This is a genomic window from Microbacterium sp. F01 (assembly GCF_056156365.1).
This window is the reverse complement of record NZ_CM149592.1, coordinates 2,109,338-2,134,046: the sequence shown is the minus strand read 5'-3', so window position 1 is coordinate 2,134,046 and position 24,709 is coordinate 2,109,338. Positions and strand designations below refer to the sequence as shown.

The window sequence follows — 24,709 nt, the reverse complement described above, 5'->3', positions numbered from 1 at the left end:
ATGTCGACTCACGCGGGCCGACAGAGGGGGAGTGCAGCAGCCGCGAATGCTTGCGCCTGCTGGCCGACGAGCCGACGTGTCTCGCAGGAGGCTTGGATCGCGGCCTGTTCGACGGTCGCGACAGCTACGTCGAGTTCCGCTTGTGTGGGGGCGGAGATGCTGATCAGCCCGATCGTGCGAAGGACGCCGTGGCCGGCCGTGAGGTCGGCCTCCTGCTGCAGGACGTCTTCGTACTCGGCGGTGGCGGCAGCATCCTCGATCTGCCCGATGCGACGGCGCTGGTGGGCGTCGCTGATCAGTTCCGTCTTCTTGCGGCGTATGTCTCGCGCGGCGTGATCGGATCGCACCGGAATGTAGTGCAGTGACATTGTGCGCAGCACGCCGTTGGAGAGCACGAGCGGGGAAAGGAATCCTGGGAAGACCTGCGATCGCGGCCATTCGCTGATCCACAGCACGACATGATGCGCGCTGTCGCTGCGCAACCCATCCCACGTCTCCGTAACGGCGACCGGTCCGGCGTTGGCAAGCGACGTTCCGATGGAAGGATGCCGCTCGAGACCAAGACTCGCCGCGGGGTCATACGCCGACCTCAGAACTGTGGCGAGCTCGGCCGGACCCTGCCAGTCGCCCACGGCGAGGTCGGCCGCTCGGAGCGCGGACACGACGGCGGCCATCTCCTGTCGGAGCACGCTCGCCGATCCGCGCATTCCTCCACCGCCGGCTCGGATCTGTCGTCCCGCGGCCTGCAGATCCAGGGCGATGCTGACCGTGGTGGCGTGTCGCTCACCGGCGGGACCTGCGCGCGCGATCAGCTCCCGATAGGTCGCGGCGGCCCAGCTGCCGTCGTTGACGCCGTGGCGATCCCACCACTCGTCGAGTCCTGTGCCTGAGTCGAGGAGGGTTCGTTCGGAAACCTGCACTCGCGATATGCGGCCAGATCGACAGGCGCCCGCGAGCACGCGGCCCCATCCCGCGACGCGGCGGTGCTGCTCCGCGGGATCGAGCAGCACGAACGCGGGATGGGAGATCCCGAGAACCGCCGTCAGTGTCTGCGCGTGAGGGTCGTGGATCATCACGGCACCCGACTCGACGTCGACCCACTCGCGGAGGCGTGCCGCATCTCCGGGGAGTGCCAGAGTACCGGCGGGGCGTGGACGCTCGATCCGCTTGCGGTAGGTGAGCTGTCCGGACAACACGCGCCGTGACCACTGGAGGAGCACGGGAGTCCACTCGACGATCTTCCGGCCACCGACGCCGACGCTCGCGACAAGGATTGCCGAGAGCCAGATCGGCGCTGTCCACGCGACGGCTTCAGCCCCGGACGAATAGAGCGCGACGACGATCGTCAGGAGCCCGATCGAAACGGCGATGAGCTGCGGAAGAGAGAGGCCGAGCAGGATGCCGCGACGCGTGAGTCGCGAGAACTGCACGGGCACCGGCTGGAAGGCCGAGTTCGATTCCGGTCGAGTCATGGTCGTGTCTCTCCCTGTCGTGGCGGGACCCGCAACGGCGGCCGGGGTGCGGAGCTGTGATGTCCGGGAGTCGCTACGCCCACAGATGCCTCACGTACGCGGCCGACCGCGCGCGGGCTGGACGACGCAGAGCCGCCGGTGGACTGGGTCTGAGCATCCGCTGCCCCGGCGATGGCGCCACCGGCCTTCGGTCCCGCTGTCGCGGCGCCGTGAACCACAGCGGCGCCGGCCGCAATCCCGGCTCCCACTGCACCTGCTGATGAAGCTCCTGTCGCAGCAGTACCGCCACCACCAGTCGCTGCACCGGTTGAGGTGCCCGCCCCGCGCTGTCCGGTCGCACCGAGGATCTTCGCCGCATTACCGGCCATCGGTCCTGTGGGCACCGGGACTGGTCGGTTGAGCGAGGACTTGGCCTCCTGCTCGCTCGACATCGCGTGGTACATGTCGAAGCCGACGAAGCTGAGGAACTTGTAGGTGATGTATGGCGCGAAAGCAGCGATGAACATCAGCACGATTCCGGCGATGGGGTCGCTGATCGAGGCGAGGTCGGCGTCGATGGGCGCCGCGACTTGGGCCACCGCGACCAGGAAGATGACGACGAGCACAAGCTTGGACAGGATCAGCGCGACGACGAATGCTGTCCACTTGCCGAGCCATCCCTTTGTCGCATCCCACGCCGAGCCGGCCAGCGCGATCGGGCCGAACACGATCGCGACGAGCAGGAGCGCTTTGCGAATGAGGAGTGAGAACCAGACGATCGCGGCGGCGCTGATCGCCAGTCCGGCCAGAAAGATCGTGACGATCGCACCCACGCCGGGCGTAGTGATGTTGATCGTGGCAAGGCCCGCGACGAGCAGCGCGATCCGGTCCCCGATGCCGGCCATCGTGTTTCCGGTCGCCTGAACGATGCCGATCGCGAGCTGGTCTGTAATCTCGAGCAGCAGGGCGGTGAGTGAGATCACGACGAAGGATCCGAGGATCGACTTGCCCAGTCCCAGTGCCGCTCGCGAGAGAGCGCCGGGGTCGCGTCGCACGAGCCCCGTGATGAGCTGGAAGCAGAAGAAGACGAGCGTGACGAAGACGGCGACACCGAACAGCACGTTGAACACGTCGACGTACCCCGGCGCCCTGACGTCGACCAGCGTCGTGCTGTCGAAGGCGCTCCACACTGCCTCGAACAGCCAGGCGGCGGCCGAGCCCATCGCGTAGGCGAGCCAGTCGAACGGTGCGGCGATGAGCGTTGCCGTGCCCTCCCCGACGGCATCGCACACGGTGGCGATGACCGGCACCTCGCACACGCTCATGGGGTGGCCTGGGATTTCGTGTCGCCGGTCAGACGGTCTGGCCGACGCCCCAGAAGAAGTTGATCAGCGTGACCGCGGCGCCGCAGATGATCGCAGCCCCGCAGGAGACGAGAACTCCGAGCTTGCCCCGTGACGCGAGGTGCGGGTTCGAAGAGTTCGCGCCGAAGCCCCAGACGATCGCGGAGACGATCAAGGCAAGAACGCTGAGAATTAGTCCGATCGTCATGACCGCGCCGACGATGACGCGGAGCTGCTCGATGCCAGGAAGACCTGTGGCGTTCGGGTCGATGTCGATCACGGGATGCTCCTCGTTCGCCGGAATGGTTCGAAGGGAAGGAGCGCCAGGGCTCCCTGGCCCCCTGCCCACCGGACTAGAGGTCTGCGCCGATGCCGAGGAGGAAGTTCACGAAAGCGACGCCGGCACCCGCGAGTGCGGCCGTACCGCAGGCCAGCCAGACGCCGAGTCGCGCCCGCGCTGCGGTCTGGTAGTGCCCGTTGCCTGCGGCCAGGGCCCAGGTGGTGGCGCAGACGATGAGCATGAGGACGGAAGTGATGAGCGCGAACATCATCAGCGCGCCCACGATGTCACGAAGCTGGTCGGCGCCCCCGACGGCGCCGAAGTCAGGGAAAACGTTGGTGCTCATGATGCGGTCGCGATGCAGTCGGCCGGTACGAGTGCCCCGCCCTCGAGTCCCGCTGCCTCGTGCTCCGCCAGCCATTCGATGGCGTTCACAGGTGGGTGCGAGGGCCCGCCCGGATGGATCTCGAGGTGCAGGTGGGTGCCGGACGATCGACCGGAGGATCCGACGTCGCCGATGTGCTGTCCGGCTGTCACGGTGCTACCCGCCGCGACGTGGATGCCGGCATCCCACATATGCGCGTAGTAGGAAGCGACACGCTCGCCGTCGACCGTGTGCTCGATGATGATCAGGTTGCCGTAGCCGCCCCGAGGGCCCGCGAAGGTGACGACGCCGTCGGCGACCGCAAGGATTGGGGTCCCACCCGCAGCTGCGAGGTCGCTGCCCTCGTGAAACTTCTGCTTGCCCGTGAAGGGATCGGTGCGCCAGCCGAAGCTCGAGGTGTCCGTGTAGGTGCCGGCCGGGAGTGGGAACACGATTCGCGTCGTCTCGGGGACTCGGACGTCACCGTTGCCGCTCGATCTCGGCGGCGACGAGGTGAGGGCGTTGAGGATGGCCTCGGCGACGGGCTGGTAGCTCTGGTACCGGTCGGGGTACGCGCTGACTTCGACCGATTGCGCGGCGACACCCGGGTCGAGCGACTGCCAGCCGGCGACATCCAAGAGTCCTCGGGGTGAGCCGGCATTCGGCCCGGTCGGACCGCCGTAGAACGCTTGTGCTTGGTAGGACGCGCCCATCAGTTCCCCAACGGAGCCCCAGCCCGCCTCCGGTCGCATCTGAAACAGGCCGAGGGAGTCGTGATCCGAACCGTCGCCGTCATTGGGGTAACTTGCCGACTCCGGGTAGGCGGTCGTGTTCGACAGCATCCGAAGTGTCGACTCAGTCAGAGCCGCCATCAGGGCAATGAGCACTCCCGGTCGGCCGACGCCGACCGTTTGGGCGCCCACCGTGATGAGAGTGGCTGCGTGTGCGAGCTGCGGCCTGTGGAGAGTGATCGCGTGGCCGTCGCGCGTTCGAGCGGTCAATGAGTCGGGGATCGGGCCGACGAGAAGGCTGCTGACGGAGCACGATGCGACGGCCGGGCTGAGCAGGGTCGCGACAGTGATCAGCCCGACCGAGGGGATTGTCAGGACGAGGACAAGCAGAATGCCGATCAGCTTCGCCATCGCGTCACTCGAGTGGCTCGTTCAGTCGCGAAAGGCGGAGCAGCCGACAATCCTGTGCCCTCGGGCAGGCGATGAAGACTGTGAAAGCGACGTCGCTGGAGGTGGCGATCGGCTCGCCGTCCCAGATGCCGTCGCGATGCCGCACGCCGGTGATCGTGTATGCAGTCGCACCGGGTGGGAGCTGACCGGGTGCTGCCTGCGCCACGGCCGTCGCCCATGTCGCGGGAACGTTTGCGGAGTCGATCGCGAGCCATTGACGCGTCCCGTAGGCCTTGAGCTGCTCCCATTGCTCGATCGTCGGCGAGTAGCCGCGGATGTCCGATGCGAGTCCCGCGGTCTCCTCCGGGTCTCCGACATCGATGAGCGGCTGTGCCCACTCCGAGGGTCCGGCGGAACCGCGCGTGTCCCACCGGAACAACGCGATCGCCGCAGCGCGCGCGAACACCTCCGCGTCCGACGACGCGACCAGTAGCCGTGGGTGGGCGACGGGTGAAGCAGTCGCGACCGTCGCGCTGGCTGTGGGTGCCGGTCGCGATTGAGCGGATGCTGGGCCGCGAAGAAGCCCGTACACGCCGATGGCGATCAGCAGGACGAGGATCCCGGCACCCGCGAGAACTGTCGCGATGAGGATCCGACGGCGGCGCTGAGCGTGCATTGGGGTATCCCGTCGAGTCGAGTTCGGAGGAGTCGACGGAGAGGTGCGCGCTGGCTGCCTCAGTGCAGGATTCAGCTGGCGCGTTGCGAGGTCGCCGAGTTGTCGCCGCGCAGCTCGCGGACTCGATCAGCGAAACTCAGACTGCCCTCGAGTGTTGCCTCGAAGCGGATCCACTCGTCTTGCGTGAGCCCGCTGGCGATGATCGACGGATCGAACCGCTCCCACCAGTCCGCGAGGTCGTCCCATGTGTAGACGAAGCGCTTGAGCTCAGCGGATGACATCCTCTGAGGTGGAGTCGTCGAATGATTCGCCGCCTTGGATCGGGCCAGAGCCCTGACGGCGACCTGCTTCGGGTCCTCACCCCAGGACAGCTCCTCGCCTGCTCGGATCCTCGCCGCGGCCTTGACGGCGGCGCTCCGATCCTCCGCAGGCTCGTTGACCGACTCGGCAACTGCGTCGAGTTCCGTCAGCACTTGGTCGCCGCTCACCCGGCGGAAGGCGGGGAGCACCGGGGCACCCTTTTCTACCGCGTCGAGTTCGGCCCGTGCATGGTGGCGGACTTCAGCCGGGAGTGACTCATCCGCTGCGATGTCCTGCAGTCGGCCGATGCGCTCGAGTGTCGTAAACGACCGCCGCCCAGTGACGAGAAGCGCGGCCTGGGTTCGGGTGTCTCCGTCGTTCCGCTTCGCCGGTGCCGTTACCGTAACGGCGCCGTCCGAGCCGCCCCCGGTGGCTACGGCACCGAAGCGGGATGCGAGCTGTCGACGCGCAGCATCCTCCGCGAGAAGCGTCTTGCACTCGCGATACAGCGTGGCGGCCTCGGTAGGTGAGAGCGGCTTGTGGAGCGCGTTCTCGTCCTGCTCGGCGAGCACCTGCGTGAGACGGTCTGAGATGCCGGCACGCACCCAGACGCTGACCTTCCGGACCCCGAGTTGCCGCAGCGCAGCGAGGCGACGCGCACCGCAGACGAGGACGCCTTCGGGCGTGACCGTGATTGGCTGCAGCAAGCCTTGGCGCTCGATCGATTCAGCCAGCGCGTCGATGTCGCCAAGGTCAGCGCGGTGCCTGGATCCGACGCGGATGGAGTCGACGGACCGCTCGAGCTCGATGTGGTTTTGCTGCTTCATGGTCGTTGGAAGGGCACGTTCTCGAGGAGGGCTTTAAGGAGACGATCGTCGTGGAGCAACGACTCGAGCGACTCGCCGACGAGGAGTCGGAGGAGGATGCCGCGTCCCGCGGCCGTGTGCTCCTGGGCGGGGTCGGGGCATCCCAGCAGGACACTGAGCATCGCTCGCCACGCTGTCTGGGGGAGGTCGAGGAGGGCTCGAGCGGCGTGATCGCGGCGAAGCTGTTCGAAGGCCGCTGGTCGGCAGGTCGCGTCGGCAAGCCGGGAGCACACGTACTCGACTCCTGACCGAGCGGTGTCGGCCGGCCAACCGACTAGTGCGAACAGGGCGATCGAGTCCTCCACCGCGGATTCGACGGCTGCGGACTGCTCCGATGCATCTGGATCCGGTGATTCGACGCGGAACGCGGGGTGATAGTCGACCAGTGCGTTCTCGCGGTCGCTGAATCGCTCGGCGTCGTGGAAGACGGAGTATCGCGGCCTGCGCGCTTGATGGACCGAACACAGGAGACCCCGCGCTCGCTCCTCGGCGATGCATGTGACCTGAACCGCGCGGGTCACGATCGCCCATGGGTCGTCGGCGCGGCGGACCGAGGCTGCGCGCATTGCTTCGAACGTCGCAGTCGCGGCCTCCCACGGATCCATTCCGTGTTTGCGTGCGAGTGCCGCGAACCGCTTTGCCGCGTAGATCATGAGCTCGGCGACCTCACGATCGGATTGCCATGCCGCGGACTCGGTGGTGCTCATGCGGTCGAGCAGATCGCGAAGACCTTCCGAGTCTTTGAACGTGACCTCTCTGGCGCGGCTTGCTTCGGGCATCGTGGCACCTCCTGCCTGGAAGGTGCGCCCGGCGCCCTCCGCCGTGGCGGCGGAGGAGGTTCTCGGGTTAGCAGACATCTCTGATCAGCTCCGTCCGAGCGCATCGCGACTGGTCCGCGCGCGGCTCCGCCCGAATGCATCGAGCGGAGGCAACGCGGAGCGGCGATCCGTAATTGCCTGGCGGGTCGCGCCGACGGGATGCCGCAGGCGCCGGGCGAGTTCGGCCTCGAAGTCGATCCCGCGCCCTGCGATACGTCCGGTGCCCGAGCTGATGAGGTCTGCGATGCGAACCCACTCGACGCCATGCTCGGGAGTGAGGTTCGCTCGGAGCCTGCGCTCGGAGGCGGCGTGCTGGAGGTGAGCGCGGTGCGGAGCGTGACCCTCCTCCATGAACTCGAGAGTCTCGTTCTCCGTCAGAGGCCGGAGAACCCCCTCCTCCCGGCTGTGTGGTGTGTCGTCCATCGCTCAAATCCTCTCTGTGAGTTCGTGCTGTTGTCCTGCCACGCGGTCCTGCAGCCATCTGCCAACGGTCGATGGATGGACGCCGAGGCGCCGAGCAATCGCCCGGTTCGACCATCCGGAAGCGCGGAGCTCTGCCGCGTCGTCTGGCCCTGCCTTAGCGACTGCGCTGGGCACTCGGTCGACGAAGGGACGGGGGCTGTCTGCGTCCGTGACGACCGTCAATCGCAACTCGGGTTCGAGAGCCTGCTCGGCGGCAGGCGATTTGGAGGCGTGGCGGGTCAAGACCGAAGTGAGATGCGTGATGGCAAGCAGCACGAGCGGTGGGACGGCCGCGACGGCCGCAGCCAGGACAAGCGGCACATCGGACGTCGCCGTCACGACAGCGTGGAGCGCATTGCCGGTGACCGAGATCAGCGCGCCTGCGAAGAGCAGCATCCAGGGGTACCAGGCCGCGCGCGTCCCCGCGAGGACGACGACCGCGACCGTTGCAACGACGATGATGCCGTCAACAATGAGAGGCCACGCCCACGCCTGGTCGACGCCCAAGCCTGAGCGTCGTGCGAGGTCTGCGAGCGACGTGAATGACAGCCAGAACGCTCCCGCCGCTATGAATACGGTGCCCACGACAGCGGTCAGCATCGCGAGACGGATGCCGCCTCTCGCCGCGTTCACGGGAGACTCCGTGCTGCACTCGACAGTTGTCGCCCGGGCGGTGCGCCGCTCGCGGTGGGCAGTCCGGCGTTCGGCCGGCCGGCGTGCGTATGGCGGCACGCGGAGTAGATCGTGCGCTGAATCTCATTCGCGTCCAGCCCGATGCGCGCGGCAGCCGGCCCGAGAACCTCCACGATCGCGTCCGCGATGACGCCGGCCTCGCTCAGGCGACACGCCGCCCAGAACAGGCCGTGATTGCGCTCGCCCTCACGCAGACGGGACACCCAGCGCGAGAGCAATTCGCCGCTCACACCATCGGTCTGCACGCGCCCTTCTCGCATTGGTCGCGGGTCCACGAAGTCGCGAAGAGCGACAGCATCGATGGACCGTGCCGGCGCAGAAGACAACGAGAAGGGACTGTATGACTTCGTACCCCCAGCTGTGAGGGCCATGGAGGGAGGGACGACGACATATCCGCCGTCGCCGCGAAAGTCGATATGCGAACGGGCTGCCTGCCAGCACCGCTGCGGACCCGCAGCCGGGAAGTAGATGTGCAGACCGCCCGACGGCGTTCGCACCCGTGCGAGCTCGCCGTCGAGAAGCCCCTCGTCCACAGCGCGATGGAATATGGGGAACCCTGATCCGTCAGCTTTGACATCTACATCGACGACGTCGATGCCGGACGCGCGGCCGGTCGGCATTCCGATGTTGGCGTGCGGTGTGCGCCGCCACCATGCGCTGACCTGTTCGATGTCGCGTGTGGCGTCGAGGAACCCAGCGCCCGTCAACGGCCGTTTCCCTTGAGGTTCGCACGGGAAGACTGGAACCCCCGCCGCCGCGAACTGGAGTGCGGCTTCGCTCGTGTCCAGGCGGCCGACTCGCAGCAGGACATCGGCGACGTTCATGAAATGCTCCGCGCCGGGATGGGCTCGGCGATCCGCGGCGGCGTGGACGAAGTCGGCTTTCGCAGCGGTTCTCGCGCAGGCGCGGGACGATCCAGGCCGGGCGGGTCTCCTGCGCCGACTTGGTCCGTGGGGAGCGCGTCGAGGATCGCGACGGCAGTGCGCCGAACACGCTCACCCGTTTGCTGCACCACCGCAACGGCATCCGAATCCGGAACGGCAGTTGCCCATCCGGCGACATAGGGGATTGTGTAGTCCCTCGTGTCCATGCCATGAGCCGAGGCGACCATCAGTGCTACGGACTCGGCCTCGACCTCCCCGATGCCGCGGTGCGCGAGCGCTTCGTGGTCCGGCCCGTGCAGCCGGATGTGGGCGAGTTCGTGAGCCAGCGTCTTCGTCCGGGCAGCGGCATCCATGTCCTCGCGAATCGTCACGTTCCGCCTCGAGAAGTCGGTCCGCCCGTTCGCACCATCGATGGATGTCGCATCGGCCACCAACGACAGGCTGAAGTCCTCTGCATCGATCAGCGTGGCAAGCCCATCCCAAAGCCCGGGGGGCGCGTCGCCGCGTAGAAGTTGGGGATGCGGGAGCACGGCGATGGGCGCGCCGGTCGTCTGCGCGATGTCCCATACATACGCCGGCCGGGCGCCCGTGATGCCCGCGCGCACGGCTTCGCCTGCCCGCGGACGCTCCCGCGGTGCGAGACGGCGCCACGACGAGGCATCCAGGGGAGTGGTGGTCGCGAACCGCGCCGTGCGGGGCGCGAAGATCATGTAGCCGTGCTGACCGGCCACAACGTTTCGGCCCAGCTTCTCCCATTGCCTGAAGCCGGCGACGTAGGTCGGCATCGGTTCGACGACTGTGCCGGCCTCGAACGCCGCGGTGTGCTGAGCCCAGATGAGGAGTGTGTTGTTGAAGGAGCGCGAGCGGAAGTGGGCTGCGAACTCAAGCGCTCGATTCCAATCGTCGCTCTCGATCAACGCCTCCACAGAACGGACGAGTCGATCGTGCAGCTCGTTCAACTTCGATTCCGAGTCGGGCCTTGTCATCTGGTCGGACACGACGATCACCTCTCCTGAGTGGCGGCGCGCTGCTTCTCTGCGCGTCCATGACACTGAGGTGCTCCATCGGGAGCAGATGAGGCACTTCGCGAGACCGCACCGCGTGCGCGGGGTCATCTGAAGGCGAGAGTGCAAGCTCGAGGGGCTCGGAGGTCTTCGCTCCGAGTGGCGGGCGAAGCTCGACCGGCGTCAACCTGCCGTCGAGTCGTGTCTTGATTCTGTCTTGTCGTCACCTCCATTGAGCATGCTCAACATGAACTGACTCTGGTCTAGCACCAAGTTTGAGCATGCGCAACCCTTGCTTTGAGCATGCGCAACAGATAGCTTGAGCATGCCCAAATCGATGGATGCCATGCGGATATCAGCGACGATGCCTTGCCTTACCCGAGGGCGAAGGGTGGTCCAGTGGAATGACGGAAGACGACAACAAGGCGGCCGCCGAGGATCTGGCGAAGCGCCTCAGACTCTTGCTCGATGTGTCCATCGCCGAGTCAGGTGCGGAGCCGACCTACGCGCAGATCGCTGCATTCCTCGAAGCTCGAGGAGCAAGCCTGTCGAGGTCGCGATGGACGTATATGGTCAACGGCCACCGGTACGTCAGAGATCCCGTCATCGTCGACGGGCTGGCCGCATTCTTCGACGTGGACGCGCCATTCCTCCTCGGCGAGGAGGGCGCGCCAACACCCGAGAAGGTGAATGCCCAATTGGACCTGATCCGCTCGATGCGCGCGGCACGAGTCAAGTCGTACGCCGCGCGAACGCTGGGGGACGTCTCGCCGAAGGCACTTCAAGCGATCAGCAAGTTCCTGGATGAGGAAATGACACAAACCTGAGCAGTGCCCACGCCGGTCCTCGCCGACCACCCGTGCGCACGCTCCCGGAAGGGAGTGAGACACGTGAACATCGAACAGACCGTGTCGACGGCCGTCGAAGACCTCGCGCTCGGGAGCGCTTTCACTTTCGACGAACTGGTCAGCGTCCTCCAGAAGCGCCGGCAGCGAACACTTCGAATCGTCGAGCTCGCCGACCTCGGTGAACACGACGGGATCTGCGCCCTGTGGCTGATCACGGATTCGGAGGATCTCGTCCTCCACGCACATAGCGACTCGATCCTTCACCGGCAGCAGTTCGTGCTGCACGAGTTCGCGCACATGATCCTCGGCCACGGCGACGACGACGATTGCTCTGTCGACGACTTCCTGCTTCCCGACATCCCGCCGCACACGCGTCGTCGCCTCCTCGCCCGCCAGGACCTGGATTGCGACAGTGAAGTCGCAGCGGAGTCGCTCGCCGACCATCTGGCCGCCGCGATCAGAGGTTCGGCGTTTGCAGAGTCTCGCTACCTGGAGATCTTCGGATGATTCAGGCCGTCATCGCGTCGCTGATGTGGGTACTCGTCATCAGTCTGCTGATCCTGCGCCGCCGAAGGGCGGAGCGCAGCATCACGTACGCTGCGATCACGATCGCGATCGCCATGACGCTCAGCGTCGACGCTGTGTATGCGCCTGTGGATGCGCTTCTCGGCGGCTCGAACCTTGGGACGTTGATCGCTGACGCCGCACTGATGATCGGCGTCTTTTTCCTCGGTCGTGGCATCACGAAGGCGGCCGAGTACCGTCCGCTACCTGTTCGTATCGCCCTCGGACCGGCCACGCTTGTCGTTGCACTCGCCGGCCTGGTGATCGCCTTCCTCCTGATCGACACGGGCTCTACAACGACGAACTTCATGCTGGACCTCGGGGAACAACCGGCAGCGGCGGCCTACTCCATCATTCAATTCACCTACTACGGCGTCGTGGTCGCGGCCATGGCGACGGTCGCGATCCGTCAATTCCGGCTCCGCACTGGTGTGCAGCGAATTCCGGCCGGATCGCTCATCATTGGCGCCGTGCTCGGCGTCTCGCTCAGCGTGGTTGTGATCGTCATGGACATCGCGCATCTCACCGGAAATCTGCAGCTGATGGTCGCAGCGGGCAGCCTGTACGGTCCGCTCTTCCTCCTCACCTTCGTCTTCCTCTGTATCGGCCTCGCGGGTCAGCCCGCCCTTCGCTACATCGGCGAGCGGAGGAGGCTGACGCGAACGCAGAGCTTTGTCGAGCAGCTCACGCCGCTGTGGGATGCCGCGACTCGAGTCCGACCCGGACTCAGCCAGCGCGACGCCACTGCCATTCGACTTGAGGATCCCGAGACAGTACTCCATCGCGAGGTGGTGGAGATTCGAGACGCGATGATCGACCCACGCGTCGAGTTCGATCCGACCAACGAAGACCGTCACCTGCTGGAACGAGCTGAGGCCCATCTGCTTGGCTCAGATATGCGATGAGCCTGGTTCGTCGCCGACAACAGAACGGGCATGGGAGTGCGCACACCGAGAACGCTGGGATGGATGCTCAGTGCTGCCGCAGCCTCGGCGCTCGGCGTCGGCGCCGTCATAGCCCGTCGGCTGACGGCTCCACCCGCGCCCCGAACCTTCAATCTTTCGATCCGGGATGTCGAGAGGGATGAAGGCGCAGTCGTGGTCGTGCTCGACCAGACGCGGCAGACGACCGCCCGCGGCTCGTACACCCTCCTGTTCGAAGGAGGCGGATGGGCGCAACTCTCTGAGGATGTCGAGCAGCGAGGGCCCGGCCTGGTTGCGCGTCGAGCGACGAAGCTCTCCGCCGGTCTCCTACCGGCGATCGGTGATCGAGTCTCGTGGAGCGGCATCTACTTCACTACGCCAACTGAGGCTGGTCTCGACGCCGCAGACGTGCAGTTTCCGACTCCCGCAGGCACCGCCCCTGCCTGGCTGATCAAGGGCGACGATCCGGAGACCTGGGCAATTCACATCCACGGACTCGGCAGTCCACGTTCCGGGCCGTTGCGCGGAGCACAAGTCGCCGCTGCGCTCGGCTACACCTCACTCGTGGTGACCTTTCGGAATGACGGCGACGGACCCTGGGCAGGTACGGGACGCTCCACTCTCGGAGCCACCGAGGTCGACGACGTCGCCGCAGCCGTGCAATTCGCCATCGCTAATGGTGCGCAACGCATTGTGCTCTTCGGATGGTCGATGGGCGCGGCGATTGCGCTGCAGCTCGCCGCGGACCCACGTCAGTCGCCGCTGATCAAAGCGCTCGTCCTCGAGTCTCCAGTTCTCGACTGGATCGCAACGGTCAAGGCGAACTGTGCACGTGCCGGTCTGCCTGCCGCTGCCGGACTGCTCGCGGTGCCCTGGCTCGCGCTGGGTCCGCTCGCACGCGCCATCGGTCTTCCCGCATCCATCCCGTTGCGTTCGCTCAACTGGACAATTCGCGCACACGAGCTCGAGACACCGACGTTGGTCCTCCACGGCGCACGTGATGACTCCGCGCCAGTCAACGTCTCCCGCAGGCTCGCAGGCATCCGCGCCGACATGGTCCGCCTCGAGGAATTCGATGCCGGCCACACGATGACCTGGAACTCCGATCCCAGGCGCTGGCAGGCCACCGTCTCCTCCTGGCTGTCTGCCCGGCTCCCCAAGGCCTGACGGATCCCGCGACCTTCCAGGACTCACCCACCATCAAAGCGGCCACGCCTCTTGCAGATCGAGGGCGCGCACCTTCTTCGTGAACAGCGGAGGTGGCGCGGTGACGGTCTCGATGCGGGTGATGAGTGCCGGCGACGGCTACAAGTACCTGCTCCGCTCCGTCGCCGCGGGCGACGGAGACCGCTCGCTTTCCACTCCGCTCACGCGCTACTACAGCGCGGAGGGCACCCCGCCGGGCCGATGGATGGGTGCCGGTCTGGGGTCGCTGGCTTCCAGCATCCGCGAGGGAGACACAGTCAGCGAAGCACAGCTGCAACTGCTGATCGGGATGGGACGGCACCCGGTCACCGGCGAGCCCCTGGGTCGCGCCTACCCGCAGTACGGCAAGGAAGGGCACGCGGGCGGGCCCCGTCAGCGCGCGGTAGCCGGCTACGACTTTACGTTCTCGATCCCGAAGTCAGCGAGCGTGCTGTGGGCCGTTGCCGACGCAGACACGCAGGCGCTCATCGCACGTGCGCACCATCGCGCCGTTGCACATGTGGTTGCGTACATGGAACGCGAGGTTGCGATGACCCGTACAGGTGCAACGGCAGGCGACGGGGCAGTTGCACAGGTCCGAGTGCACGGACTGATCGCGACGGCGTTCGATCACTTCGACAGCCGTGCAGGCGATCCTCACCTGCACACCCACGTCGTCGTGAGCAACAAAGTGCAGACCGCACTCGACGGCAAGTGGCGCTCACTCGATGGCAGACCAATGCACGCGGCCGTCGTTGCACTGTCGGAGTTGCACGAGGCGATCTTCAGCGATGAGCTCACGCGCTCGCTCGGGATCGACTGGGAGGCGCGCGACCTCGGGCGTGACCGCAACACGACGTGGGCGATCGTCGGCGTGCCGGAGGACCTCGTCCACGAGTTCTCCACTCGAGCGCATGCGATCGATGGCGAAACCGATCGGCTCATCGCGGCCTATGTCGCATCGCGCGGACACCGCCCCACGGCTGCAACGATCATGAAGCTGCGCGCGCAGGCGACGCTTTCGACACGTCCCGAGAAGCAATTGCACTCGCTGGCCGCGTTGACGGCCGGATGGCGCGACCGTGCGTCGAACGCGCTTGGGCGTGAGGCAACATCGTGGGCGCACGCGCTGGTCGCGGACAGCGTGGGACCGACGCTGATGCGTGCAACAGACCTCTCGTCCCTGCAGCTAGCGACCCTCGGCGACAGCGTCATGATCACCGTCGCCGACAAGCGGACGACGTGGCGCCGCTGGAACCTCGTCGCCGAGGCTGCACGCCAGACCATGCCGATGCGATTCGCAACAGCATCCGATCGCGAAGCGGTGGTCGAGCTCGTCGCCGATGCGGCGGAGAATGCGTCTCTGCGACTGTCGCCGCCTGAGATCGCGGCAACTCCGCTCGAGTTCCAGCACGCCGACGGATCTTCGGTTTTCCGTGCGCGCCGCAGCGCCGTGTTCACGGCCGAGCATCTTCTCGAGGCCGAGGCGCGGCTGCTCGACCGCTCCCGCGACACTCTCGCACCGCGTATGCCGACCGTGCAGACCCGATCGGCAGGGCGCGACCGCATTGCGCTCGGCTCCGACCAGAGTGAGGCGCTCGACCGCATCGTCAGATCGGGCCGCAGCGTCGATCTCCTTGTCGGAGCGGCAGGCACCGGCAAGACCACGGCGATGCGCGCACTGCGCGACGCCTGGGAAGCGAGCTACGGTCGCGGTTCCGTCGTCGGGCTCGCACCTTCGGCGGGCGCCGCGCATGTGCTCGCTGAGGAGCTCGGCATCCCGACCGAGAACACCGCCAAGTGGTGGACCAACCATCTGATCCACGGTGATGCCTTCGCGGCCGGGCAGTTGGTGATCGTCGATGAGGCATCGCTTGCCGGCACGCTCTCGCTGGACCGCATTACGCGCTTGGCGGCGGATGCTGGCGCAAAGGTCCTGCTCGTCGGCGACCACGCGCAACTCCAGGCAGTCGACGCAGGCGGCGCATTCGCTCTACTGGTCCACGATCGGGATGACGTACCTGAGCTGGTCGACGTCCATCGGTTCGTCCACAGCTGGGAGAAGGAGGCATCTGTCCAGTTGCGCAATGGCGATGTCGACGTGATCGATGCCTACGCGGAGCACGGCCGACTGGTCGAGGGCGATTCGGACGCGATGATCGACGCGGCATACGCGCAATGGCGCGACGATGTGCGTCGCGGCAAGTCGAGCGTCCTCGTTGCGGATTCCAACGACGCCGTTGCAGCGCTCAACGTACGCGCTCGCGCCGAGCGGATCCTCGACGGTGAGGTCACCGGACCGGACGAAGTCACACTGCACGCGGGCACCGCTGCGGCGGTCGGCGACGTCGTGCTCACGCGGCGCAACGACCGCACCCTGCGCGCGGGACGGACGTGGGTGCGCAATGGGGACAGGTGGAGTGTCGTCGGGCTGCGCCGTGACGGGGGGATGCTGGTGCGCCGCACCAGCCGGGCGTGGGGAGCAACGGTGGCACTGCCCGCTGCCTATGCCGCCGAGCACGTCGACCTGGGGTACGCGATCACCGCCCACCGAGCGCAGGGGATCACAACCGACACGGCTCACGTCCTCGTGCGGTCCGGGATGACGCGCGAAAGCCTCTACGTCGCCATGACGCGTGGACGCGAGGCGAACACCGCCTACGTCGCCGTCGACCGGCCGGAAACTGCACACGGGGGACCGCACCCCGGCGATCCGATCGATGTGACCGCTCGGACAGTGCTCCACGCCGTGGTTCAGCATGTAGGCGCGGAGCTCTCCGCCCACGAGACGATAGCTGCCGAGCAGGACCGCTGGGGATCCATCGCCCACCTCGGTGCGGAGTACGAGACCATCGCAGCTGCAGCGCAACGCGACCGCTGGATCGCTCTGATCAAGACCGCAGGGCTCGCGAGCGCTGAAGCTTCCGGGGTACTCGACTCGGACGCCTTGGGTCCACTCACTGCTGCGCTTCGCCGCGCCGAGGCCGATCACCACGATGTGGAGCAGCTCTTCCCTGCGCTTGTGCGGTCGCGCGGTTTCGACGGGGCGGGCGACCTCGCGGCAGTGCTTCTGTCTCGCCTCGAGAAGACCGTCGCGCGCGCGGCTGCGCAGCGCAACTTCGGGCGTAAGGCGCCGCGGCTGATCGCGGGGCTCATCCCAGAGGCTCTCGGGCCGATGACCACAGAGATGCGCGGCGCGCTGGACGAGCGGAAGACGCTCATGGAGCACCGAGCTCGGCGTCTCACCGAGAGCGCACTTGCCAGACGCGACGCGTGGGTTGTCGAACTCGGCGTCCAGCCACACGGGTCCGCCCGTGCGGCGTGGATTCGTCAGGCTCGCGTCGTCGCGGCTTATCGCGACAGGTACGCGATTACCGGCCACCGTCCGCTCGGCGGCGTTCCGACGAGCAGCGCTCAGGAGCGGGATGCTGTCCGCGCTCGTGCCGCGATCGAGGCTGCACGACGTTTGGCCAGCGCCGCATCTGACCAGGTCTCCGGCACGAGGGGGAGTGCTCACAGGATGGCGGCGCCCAGCCGGTAGTGGTCCGTGGTGGTCTTTCCATTGTCGGGCGCCCGTTATACCCTTTCACCAGGCAACCTCTAATGCGCCGCCGCTCGTTGCGGCGGTATGACGGGCCGTCGGCCAGTCCTTCCAGGTTCTTGTTGCCGAACGTATGGAGGGCAGCCGCATGTTCGGAGCGATCTGGATGCTCAGCATCCGTCTCCGCACCTTTCTGCGTCGGTTCATGCCGACCAACATCCTTCTCGCCGCGATCTTCACTCGCCGCGGCCTGAAGTGGGGAGTGCCGGCGATGCTCATCGCGATGCTCTATTTCCTCGCGGCCGTGCTCTGCGCGGGACTCGTGGAGCAAGGCGCCGCTGGATGGCTCAACATGCTGGTCCTGCTGTTCCTCTGGAACGCACTCAAGTTCGTCGCCGTCGGGCCGGCCAGCCTCGTCTGCCTGCTGCGCGTGAGGATGCGCGAAGCTCAGATCCGTCGCCTCACGCGCGTGGCTGTCATGAGCGACGGAGTCCCGCTCGAGCGCATGACGCGGGCGCCCTCTCGAGTTCTGCACTGATTCTCCTGCGCACCGCGCGGGGCGATGTGCGCACCTCCTCTTCGGGCCAGTCTTGTGCACAGGCTGGTGCCCGATTCTCGGAGGTGTCGCATGACTTTGCCCCAAGAGCAGTTCGATGAGCTTCTGCAGAGGACGGCGCTCGCGTCGTTGTTCTACTACCCCGAGATCGCCGTGGACGACGGCGACTACAACTTGCAGAACGACATCGAGTATTGCCTGGAGCCAGTGACAGTACTCGAGTCGGAGGATCTCGACGAAGTGAGAGCCGCCGTCGGTCGCGTGATCACCAATCCTTCCGCCCATCGCGCGGAGCTCATCGAACTCGTCATCGAGCTCGCGCCAGAGCCGACGGGGGAGTAGGCCGGGCAGGTGGCCGACGCATCGGGCGACGCCTCGCGTCCCGCCGAACGGGAAGAGCACTCCGACGACCAGGATGCGAGCGCGAACGAGCGCGCTCGCGAGAGCAACCGCCGATACCGGCAGGCTCATCCAGATCGACACGCTGACTCCGCGCGACGCTGGAAAGAAGCGCATCCGGAGCGTGTGCGCGAACTGAACCGCCGATGGAGGGCCGAGAACGTCGAACGGTCGAGGGAGCTGAACCGCGAGTCGATGCGCCGAGCGGCTGTGCGCAAACGTCAACTGCTCGAAAAGCGCCGCCGATCGAACGAGGCATCGAAGCGCTGGAAGGAAGCCCACCCTGATCACGTCCGGGAGTACCACCGCCGCTGGCAGGCCGCCAACCCCGACAAGGTGACCGAGTACCTCGAGCGCTACCGCCGGACACATCGGGAGAAACTCAACGAGCGGGCGACGATCTGGCGCGATTCCGCACCCGAAAAGATGAAGGCGGCGCGAAAGGCCTGGGCGGACCGGAACAAAGAGCGCACCGCCGAGATTCAGCGGAAGCGACGAAACGATCCTGAGAAGTACCGTGCCGACCTCGACAAAAATAGCGCTGCCAAACGACTCGCACACCGCCTCGAGCGAGCGGGCCTGCCACCCAAGCGGCTGCATCGCACCACGGCAGCTGAGCGCCGATCGAACGATCGAGTGGCTGCTGCCTACTTTGACGACCCGGCGTTGTCGGAGCGACTGCGGCAGTTCGCTCAGCTCACGCAGAGGCTGACAGAGCACATGTTGACGCATGGCGATCGAGTCCGCGACTTCGCGCAAGCTTTCCTGGCCACCCGCTCGCGCATGGGTCTGCCGCCAGTCGACGTCGAGCAGGCCGTGTGGGCTCGCGCGGTGGAGATAGTCACCAATCGGATGAAGCGTGTGGATTTGCTGACGAGCCGGGATGTCGCGGCCGCTGTACGTAGCGCGAGGTCAAACATCGCCGCTGCCGAGCGTGAGCGACGCGCACAGCAGCTGCGTGCGGACATTGAAGCGCACGTCCGGAGGAACCGCCTACGACTGCTCGAGGAAGCAAGGCTTGAGAACGCAATGCGACTGCGTTCGGGGAAGGTGAGGATGCCGGTAGAACTGATCGTCGCTCACGCCGCTCTGGTCGAGGTCCTCGAAGCCCGCACCGAACGCGCCATCGACCGCGCGGGGTTGCGACAGATTCTGGGGCAGGTTCAGCCAAGGCTCGCTGGCATCGCGCAACATCGCGTCTCGGATCGGGACGTAAGGCGCGTTTCCTGTTCGGAAGCAAGGTCGCTCTAGCACCCAGCAAGCCATCCGTCTGGTAGCACTGCCGGATGGCGCCCACTGCTGGGCTCGGCGACTATTTCGCGGGAGGCTGGGCTGAGCCGTGCGATCTGGATCCCCAGCGGACATGCGCCATTGGTGTCGGCGACGCTCCAATCTGACGCGTTAACGACGGGCCAAAACGAGGCCACCCAGACAGATTGGGTGGGTGATCTCGGTGGAAGATTGGGCGGTCATTCGGCGGCTGGTCGCGGACGGAGTTCCGAGGCGGCAAGTCGCGAGGCAGCTGGGGATCGGCCGGTCGACGGTCGATAGGGCGTTGGCGTCGGACCGGCCGCCGAAGTATGAGCGACCACCGGTGCCGACGTCGTTCACGCCGTTCGAGGCGCGAGTTCGAGCATTGCTGGCGGAGCATCCGGAGATGCCGGCGACGGTGATCGCGGAGCGGCTGGAGTGGTCCGGGTCGATCACCTGGTTCCGGGAGAACGTGCGGCGGTTGCGGCCGGAGCATCGCCCGGTTGACCCGGCGGACCGGCTGATCTGGGCGGCGGGTGATGCGGCGCAGTGTGATCTGTGGTTCCCTCCGCGGAAGATTCCGCTCGAGGATGGGTCGAGCGTGCTGCTGCCGGTGCTGGTGATCGTGGCCGCGCATTCGAGGTTCGTGACGGCGCGGATGATCCCGACCCGCAAGACCGAGGACCTGCTGCTCGGATCGTGGGAGCTGATCCAGCAGTTGGGTCGGGTGCCGCGGCGGCTGATCTGGGACAACGAGCCCGGGATCGGGCAGAAGGGGCGGCTCGCGCAGGGCGTCTCCGCGTTCGCCGGCACGCTTGCGACGAAGGTCGTGCAGCTGCGGCCTTACGATCCGGAGTCGAAGGGGATCGTGGAGCGCCGCAACGGGTGGTTCGAGACCTCGTTCATGCCCGGCCGCTCGTTCACCTCGCCCGCGGACTTCAACACGCAGCTCGCCGACTGGCTGGAGCGAGCGAACGCCCGGGTGGTGCGGACGATCAAGGCGCGCCCGGTGGATCTGATCGAGCATGACCGGGCCCGGATGCTGCCGCTGCCGCCGGTTCCGCTGCAGCTGGGCTGGCGGGAACGGGTCCGTCTGGGACGGGACTACTACGTGCGTCTGGATGCCGTTGACTACTCCGTCGACCCGGCGGCGATCAGCAGGTTCGTCGATGTCGCAGCCGACCTGGAGCGGGTCCGAGTGCGGTTGGAGGGGCGGATCGTCGCCGACCACGCCCGGGTCTGGGCGCGCGGCAGCACCGTTACCGACCCCGTCCATGTTGAGACCGCGAAGCGACTGCGGGAACTGTTCCAGCAGCCCCGACCGATCGCCGCGGCGGACGACCTCAGCCGGGATCTGGCTGACTACGACCGCGCGTTCGGGATCAGCGGGGTGGCGTGATGAGCGCGAAGAGCACTGAGTCGGTGAAGCAGATCACCTACCTCGCCGGCGCACTCAAAGCGCCCCGGATCACCGAAGCCGCCGCGCGGATGGCCGACCAAGCCCGCGATGCCGGCTGGTCGTTCGAGGACTACCTCGCCGCGATCCTCGAACGCGAAGTCTCCGCGCGCAACGCCTCTGGCGCGGAGCTGCGGATCAAAGCGGCCGGGTTCCCCGCGCGGAAGACGCTCGAGGACTTCGACTGGGACGCGCAGCCCACCGCCCGCCAGCAGATCGCCGCCCTCGCATCCGGCGGATTCCTGCTCGAGGCGCAGAACGTGGTGCTGCTCGGCCCGCCCGGAACAGGGAAGACGCACCTCGCGACCGCGCTCGGGATCGTCGCCGCCCGACACGGCCACCGGGTGTTGTTCGCGACCGCGACGGACTGGGTCACCCGCCTCACTGAGGCGCACCGGCAGGGCAACCTGCCCCGCGAGCTCGCCCGGCTCCGCCGCTACGGGCTGATCATCGTCGACGAGGTCGGCTACCTCCCGTTCGAGCAAGACGCCGCCAACTTGTTCTTCCAGCTCGTCTCGAGCCGCTACGAACACGCGTCACTGATCCTCACCAGCAACCTGCCGTTCTCCGGCTGGGGTGGTGTCTTCGGGGACCAGGCGGTCGCTGCCGCGATGATCGACCGGATCGTTCACCACGCCGACGTCCTCACCCTCAAAGGCGCCAGCTACCGACTCCGCGGCAGGGGCATCGACAGCCTCCCAAGCATCAAGACACAGGATCCGGCAGACTAACGAAACGACAACCAGGTGGCCTCATTTTCGAGCGTCGTTCTGGCTTCACCTTGGACCGTCGTCGACAATTGGTGAGGCTTGCGAGCTAATGCGGTCCTATGGCGCGGACGGCGGAGGCGTGATCCGGAGCCGTCCGTCCGCGTCCATCCAGATCTGCTGTTGCTGGGGGCGACGCATCTTCCGTTCGCCACTCGACGTGTTTCCAGCGGGGTCTTGCTGTTTGCTCACATTCCCCTGTGCAAGCGGGGCAGTCGGCGTGCCTGACTGAGTGTCCGGTTCCTGGATTACGCTCATGGCGAGGACCGAGGCGAGTTGTGCAGCGCACGCGACGTGATAGCCAAGACGGATTGACTCGCGCGCCTTCAACCATGATCGACACACGACGCACGCCGTCAGCCCACTCGACGTACGCGGGTTGGGGGGCACCACGGCACCGCGGTCTCGCAACTCACGGACAGAAAGGTAGGTGGGCGGCGCGGCCGGGGTCTTCTCCCCTCGTCGCGCGCCCACTTCATACTTCGTCCATAGGTCGCCGGGCCGCCGCTTCTCGCGAATGAGTTGGTGCAGTGTCAGCAGGCTCAACCAACTCCGTATCGCTTCCTCCGATAGACGAACGTCGGGATCCATTCCCTCGAGCTCTCGCTGCATCGCCAGCACGCTGAGCCGGTGTCCCTCGGGCTTTCCATGGATGTAGTTGAAGTACAGCCGTGACTGCCACAGCACCGGCGGCACCGGAAGGTGGATCACTCCCTTGGAGTAGGTCGGCGTATGCGTCAGCCAGACCGGGTAGGAGCCGAACTCGGTCCGGACTCTTGCGTCGAGTGGCGTACCTGAATGCGCCTTCGCATGCTCCCTTCGCCGGCTCTCCATCCGCGTCATGAACCTGTCATTCCGCTCCTGCCGTTGACGCTCCTTCTCTTCCGCTGCGTGGCGGGCACGCTCGGCGGCTTCGGCGATGCTTTCAGCGGTTCGCATGAGCGTAACGATGCTGTTGGAGATGAACTGCCGTTCCGCGGTCAGGAAGAACTCGTCTAGTGGCTCGATCTCTAGCCGACCAGACCAGTTGTTGGCGAGTACTCGGGCGCCGGGCTGCTCCTCTGAGTACGGGTTGACCGTGGCGTGGGCGATGAGTCCGAGTTCCGGATTGATCCACAGAACTGGCAGCCCCGCGGCCGCGGCGGCACGTTGCGCGTAGTTGAGTGCGACACTTCCGATGTCGGTTCCTTTGCGCATCTGATCTCCCGCGTGCCCGAAGAGCCAGATGTCGACTATGCCTAGATCCCGGTATGACTCGTGTCGGGCAGTCCACTCCTCCGCAGTGATCGCCGCGTACTGCACCTCGAACGCGATCTTCTTACCAGACAGCGACGCTGTAGCCATCACGTCTGCGCGCCGGCGGCCATCTTCGGTGGTCGCTTCCAACTCGACCCGTAGCCCGGGGTACTTCGTCCTCAGCCAATCGGCAATCAGCAGTTGTGATTGTAGGTGCGAGAGCCCCATCCCATGGTTGCCTGCGCCTTTGCCATGCGAGAACCCATCTCGCTTCCTTCCCCGACGATTGACCACACTGAGAGTCGGTCGTTCGCAGCCGGGGACCACACAACGGAACACCTCGCCAGCGAGCCGACGTTCCTTGAACGCCACTGCGTCACCATCGGGCATGTAGACGATCACGTCGTCATTGAGCCTCGCGAAGACCAGCCTGGGTTCGCCGCTCCCCGTGAACGCCGCCACCTCAAGTGGATCATGCAACATGACGCGACAATAGCGACGAGCGAGGACACCCGTCATCTACCCCGGCGGTGGGCATCCGGTTACGTGCATCGCCAGACGCGCGAGCGTCGTGTGGAGCCGCTTGAGCGTTCGCTTGCCGTTCGAACGCCATCGTGGGCCCCACACATCACTACTGCTCGATCGGCGGCTCGCCGCCGCGAATGGGTCAATCCATCGGCTTGACGTGGGACTCGATGAACGCGATTTCGGCCTCGTCTAGGCCGTACTTCGCATAGAGCTTCGCGTCGATCTCGGGGATCGATTTCGACCAGTCGATATCCGAGGCCGAGGTGAAGTCCTGGTTGGGGACGTATTGCCACACCTTTGCCGGGTTGTGCTGCGTGATCTTCAACACGCCTAGCATCGTCCTTGCGAACTTGGTCTTTACGTAGGTCAGGCACGCCTGCGCCTCGGCTTCGGACTCAAACGAGCCAATGGTGATGAATGTCTGCGTCACCGCGATTCCCGGTTCAAGCACGATCGGCTTGTTCAGCGCAACGCCGAAGAAGTCAGTCGTCGACCCCGACCCGTTTGCCGCTGGGACAGCAACCTTGTACTTCTCCAAAGAATTGGGCCCGGCAATGTGCTCGCTCAGTATCCACCGGAACGCACGACGGTTCCTGATGACGCCGAGGACGCGCACGTACTTTCCGCCGTCTTCCGGGGGGTTGTCGTGGAACAGGAACCCGAGCTGCTCGAAAGCGTTGGTGCTTACGCGGAACTGTGCGTCACTCGACATGACACTCGCGGCATGAGGGTGCTGATCATGCATCTCCTTCGTGAACGCGTACGCGCGACCGCTCGACACCTCGCTCGCGATTGACGGCGCTCCCGACTCAAGCACCTTGTGCAGGATCGCGTTGAGCTCCGGGTGTCGGGTGAAGAAGCCGATGGGTCCGAGCTTGCTGTCCGAATCGCGGTAGGTGACAGCAATGCCGCCCTTAATGGGGTCCGTGAGGCTCGGGAACAGCCGGTTTGAGTCCGGCTCAAAATATGGCACTGTCAGGTGCTCGTCTGAGAGCATCTTCTCGTTCCATGCCTTGGGCGTGAAGCCGGCGTTGAAGAGGAAACGAGCGGGCGTGATGAGCACGACCTTGGTGCCGACCTCGTGCGCGGCGTCCATGAACCGGTGGTAGATCGGGGTGTCGCGGGTGCCTTCACCTTGGGCCTCCTCCTGGTAGGGAGGATTCCCGATCACAACAGCGAACTTCTTGGGCATG

24 protein-coding genes are annotated in these 24,709 nt (G+C 66.2%); 10 read left to right on the top strand and 14 right to left on the bottom strand.

The genetic code is table 11. From position 1 onward, the window contains the following. Positions 1–8: 8 nt before the first annotated feature. From ACVN90_RS09725 to ACVN90_RS09670, 12 genes are all read right to left on the bottom strand, one after another. Positions 9–1,472 carry an SCO6880 family protein gene (locus ACVN90_RS09725; RefSeq protein WP_475101903.1) on the bottom strand — a complete coding sequence of 488 codons (1,464 nt, stop codon included), beginning with the start codon at positions 1,470–1,472 and terminating at the stop codon, positions 9–11. Next, entirely contained in the window at positions 1,469–2,776 is a 1,308-nt protein-coding gene (locus tag ACVN90_RS09720) for a type IV secretion system protein (protein WP_243073698.1), read from the bottom strand. Before ACVN90_RS09720 ends, ACVN90_RS09725 begins: the two co-directional genes overlap by 4 nt. 28 nt (positions 2,777–2,804) lie before the next feature. Next, positions 2,805–3,074, bottom strand: a complete 270-nt coding sequence (locus ACVN90_RS09715; RefSeq protein ID WP_243073697.1) for a DUF6112 family protein — start codon at positions 3,072–3,074, stop codon at positions 2,805–2,807. Positions 3,075–3,147: 73 nt separating this feature from the next. Next, positions 3,148–3,420, bottom strand: coding sequence for a DUF6112 family protein (locus ACVN90_RS09710; RefSeq protein WP_243073696.1), 273 nt, complete (start codon positions 3,418–3,420; stop codon positions 3,148–3,150). Next, on the bottom strand, positions 3,417–4,580 hold the full coding sequence (locus ACVN90_RS09705; protein ID WP_475101902.1) for a M23 family metallopeptidase: 1,164 nt from the start codon (positions 4,578–4,580) through the stop codon (positions 3,417–3,419). The genes ACVN90_RS09710 and ACVN90_RS09705 overlap by 4 nt, the downstream gene beginning before the upstream one ends. Before the next feature lie 4 nt (positions 4,581–4,584). Further along, a complete protein-coding gene (locus ACVN90_RS09700; RefSeq protein WP_475101901.1) occupies positions 4,585–5,235 on the bottom strand; it encodes a hypothetical protein in 651 nt (216 codons plus the stop codon). Positions 5,236–5,306: 71 nt separating this feature from the next. Beyond that, complete coding sequence (locus ACVN90_RS09695) at positions 5,307–6,362, bottom strand: ParB N-terminal domain-containing protein (protein ID WP_475101900.1); 1,056 nt, start codon at positions 6,360–6,362, stop codon at positions 5,307–5,309. Continuing rightward, positions 6,359–7,180, bottom strand: coding sequence for a hypothetical protein (locus tag ACVN90_RS09690; protein WP_475101899.1), 822 nt, complete (start codon positions 7,178–7,180; stop codon positions 6,359–6,361). The genes ACVN90_RS09695 and ACVN90_RS09690 overlap by 4 nt, the downstream gene beginning before the upstream one ends. 84 nt (positions 7,181–7,264) lie before the next feature. After that, positions 7,265–7,642, bottom strand: a complete 378-nt coding sequence (locus ACVN90_RS09685) for a hypothetical protein (protein WP_475101898.1) — start codon at positions 7,640–7,642, stop codon at positions 7,265–7,267. 3 nt (positions 7,643–7,645) lie between these two features. Continuing rightward, on the bottom strand, positions 7,646–8,281 hold the full coding sequence (locus tag ACVN90_RS09680) for a DUF2637 domain-containing protein (protein ID WP_475102094.1): 636 nt from the start codon (positions 8,279–8,281) through the stop codon (positions 7,646–7,648). A gap of 29 nt (positions 8,282–8,310) precedes the next feature. Further along, positions 8,311–9,198 (bottom strand): bifunctional DNA primase/polymerase, encoded by an 888-nt coding sequence (locus ACVN90_RS09675; protein WP_475101897.1) that lies wholly within the window; start codon positions 9,196–9,198, stop codon positions 8,311–8,313. Further along, the gene (locus ACVN90_RS09670) at positions 9,195–10,256 is read right to left on the bottom strand and encodes an ArdC-like ssDNA-binding domain-containing protein (RefSeq protein ID WP_475101896.1); all 1,062 of its coding nucleotides are present in this window, start codon (positions 10,254–10,256) and stop codon (positions 9,195–9,197) included. The genes ACVN90_RS09675 and ACVN90_RS09670 overlap by 4 nt, the downstream gene beginning before the upstream one ends. Before the next feature lie 410 nt (positions 10,257–10,666). Here ACVN90_RS09670 and ACVN90_RS09665 point away from each other — a divergent pair, with 410 nt between their 5' ends. The 10 genes from ACVN90_RS09665 to istB all read left to right on the top strand — a co-directional run bounded on the left by ACVN90_RS09665 (position 10,667) and on the right by istB (position 21,716). Next, positions 10,667–11,089: a hypothetical protein gene (locus tag ACVN90_RS09665; protein WP_243073689.1), complete on the top strand. Its 423-nt coding sequence runs from the start codon at positions 10,667–10,669 to the stop codon at positions 11,087–11,089. A 63-nt stretch (positions 11,090–11,152) separates the two neighbouring features. Continuing rightward, on the top strand, positions 11,153–11,617 hold the full coding sequence (locus ACVN90_RS09660) for a hypothetical protein (protein ID WP_243073688.1): 465 nt from the start codon (positions 11,153–11,155) through the stop codon (positions 11,615–11,617). Next, positions 11,614–12,579: an MAB_1171c family putative transporter gene (locus ACVN90_RS09655; RefSeq protein ID WP_475101895.1), complete on the top strand. Its 966-nt coding sequence runs from the start codon at positions 11,614–11,616 to the stop codon at positions 12,577–12,579. The genes ACVN90_RS09660 and ACVN90_RS09655 overlap by 4 nt, the downstream gene beginning before the upstream one ends. A 63-nt stretch (positions 12,580–12,642) precedes the next feature. Beyond that, entirely contained in the window at positions 12,643–13,764 is a 1,122-nt protein-coding gene (locus ACVN90_RS09650) for an alpha/beta hydrolase family protein (RefSeq protein WP_475101894.1), read from the top strand. A 100-nt stretch (positions 13,765–13,864) separates the two neighbouring features. After that, the gene (gene mobF, locus ACVN90_RS09645; protein WP_475101893.1) at positions 13,865–17,323 is read left to right on the top strand and encodes a MobF family relaxase; all 3,459 of its coding nucleotides are present in this window, start codon (positions 13,865–13,867) and stop codon (positions 17,321–17,323) included. A 148-nt stretch (positions 17,324–17,471) separates the two neighbouring features. Next, entirely contained in the window at positions 17,472–17,861 is a 390-nt protein-coding gene (locus tag ACVN90_RS09640) for a sulfate permease (protein WP_475101892.1), read from the top strand. A gap of 90 nt (positions 17,862–17,951) precedes the next feature. Further along, the gene (locus tag ACVN90_RS09635) at positions 17,952–18,221 is read left to right on the top strand and encodes a hypothetical protein (protein WP_475101891.1); all 270 of its coding nucleotides are present in this window, start codon (positions 17,952–17,954) and stop codon (positions 18,219–18,221) included. Between the two features lie 9 nt (positions 18,222–18,230). Then, a complete protein-coding gene (locus ACVN90_RS09630) occupies positions 18,231–19,529 on the top strand; it encodes a hypothetical protein (protein WP_475101890.1) in 1,299 nt (432 codons plus the stop codon). Positions 19,530–19,722: 193 nt separating this feature from the next. Further along, positions 19,723–20,928, top strand: coding sequence for an IS21 family transposase (gene istA / locus ACVN90_RS09625; protein WP_475101889.1), 1,206 nt, complete (start codon positions 19,723–19,725; stop codon positions 20,926–20,928). Continuing rightward, on the top strand, positions 20,928–21,716 hold the full coding sequence (gene istB / locus ACVN90_RS09620; protein ID WP_475101888.1) for an IS21-like element helper ATPase IstB: 789 nt from the start codon (positions 20,928–20,930) through the stop codon (positions 21,714–21,716). Before istA ends, istB begins: the two co-directional genes overlap by 1 nt. Before the next feature lie 96 nt (positions 21,717–21,812). Here istB and ACVN90_RS09615 read toward each other — a convergent pair whose 3' ends face one another. Continuing rightward, positions 21,813–23,471, bottom strand: coding sequence for a competence protein CoiA family protein (locus ACVN90_RS09615; RefSeq protein ID WP_475101887.1), 1,659 nt, complete (start codon positions 23,469–23,471; stop codon positions 21,813–21,815). A gap of 184 nt (positions 23,472–23,655) precedes the next feature. Then, positions 23,656–24,708 carry an Eco57I restriction-modification methylase domain-containing protein gene (locus tag ACVN90_RS09610; RefSeq protein ID WP_475101886.1) on the bottom strand — a complete coding sequence of 351 codons (1,053 nt, stop codon included), beginning with the start codon at positions 24,706–24,708 and terminating at the stop codon, positions 23,656–23,658. Position 24,709: the final 1 nt, after the last annotated feature.

Bases quoted from the DNA above. Each gene is read 5' to 3' on its own strand.
- ACVN90_RS09725 (WP_475101903.1), bottom strand. From the start codon at position 1,472: ATGACTCGACCGGAATCGAACTCGGCCTTCCAGCCGGTGCCCGTGCAG.
- ACVN90_RS09720 (WP_243073698.1), bottom strand. From the start codon at position 2,776: ATGAGCGTGTGCGAGGTGCCGGTCATCGCCACCGTGTGCGATGCCGTC.
- ACVN90_RS09710 (WP_243073696.1), bottom strand. From the start codon at position 3,420: ATGAGCACCAACGTTTTCCCTGACTTCGGCGCCGTCGGGGGCGCCGAC.
- ACVN90_RS09705 (WP_475101902.1), bottom strand. From the start codon at position 4,580: ATGGCGAAGCTGATCGGCATTCTGCTTGTCCTCGTCCTGACAATCCCC.
- ACVN90_RS09700 (WP_475101901.1), bottom strand. From the start codon at position 5,235: ATGCACGCTCAGCGCCGCCGTCGGATCCTCATCGCGACAGTTCTCGCG.
- ACVN90_RS09695 (WP_475101900.1), bottom strand. From the start codon at position 6,362: ATGAAGCAGCAAAACCACATCGAGCTCGAGCGGTCCGTCGACTCCATC.
- ACVN90_RS09690 (WP_475101899.1), bottom strand. From the start codon at position 7,180: ATGCCCGAAGCAAGCCGCGCCAGAGAGGTCACGTTCAAAGACTCGGAA.
- ACVN90_RS09685 (WP_475101898.1), bottom strand. From the start codon at position 7,642: ATGGACGACACACCACACAGCCGGGAGGAGGGGGTTCTCCGGCCTCTG.
- ACVN90_RS09680 (WP_475102094.1), bottom strand. From the start codon at position 8,281: ATGCTGACCGCTGTCGTGGGCACCGTATTCATAGCGGCGGGAGCGTTC.
- ACVN90_RS09675 (WP_475101897.1), bottom strand. From the start codon at position 9,198: ATGAACGTCGCCGATGTCCTGCTGCGAGTCGGCCGCCTGGACACGAGC.
- ACVN90_RS09665 (WP_243073689.1), top strand. From the start codon at position 10,667: ATGACGGAAGACGACAACAAGGCGGCCGCCGAGGATCTGGCGAAGCGC.
- ACVN90_RS09655 (WP_475101895.1), top strand. From the start codon at position 11,614: ATGATTCAGGCCGTCATCGCGTCGCTGATGTGGGTACTCGTCATCAGT.
- ACVN90_RS09650 (WP_475101894.1), top strand. From the start codon at position 12,643: ATGCTCAGTGCTGCCGCAGCCTCGGCGCTCGGCGTCGGCGCCGTCATA.
- ACVN90_RS09640 (WP_475101892.1), top strand. From the start codon at position 17,472: ATGTTCGGAGCGATCTGGATGCTCAGCATCCGTCTCCGCACCTTTCTG.
- ACVN90_RS09635 (WP_475101891.1), top strand. From the start codon at position 17,952: ATGACTTTGCCCCAAGAGCAGTTCGATGAGCTTCTGCAGAGGACGGCG.
- istB (WP_475101888.1), top strand. From the start codon at position 20,928: ATGAGCGCGAAGAGCACTGAGTCGGTGAAGCAGATCACCTACCTCGCC.
- ACVN90_RS09615 (WP_475101887.1), bottom strand. From the start codon at position 23,471: ATGTTGCATGATCCACTTGAGGTGGCGGCGTTCACGGGGAGCGGCGAA.
- ACVN90_RS09610 (WP_475101886.1), bottom strand. From the start codon at position 24,708: ATGCCCAAGAAGTTCGCTGTTGTGATCGGGAATCCTCCCTACCAGGAG.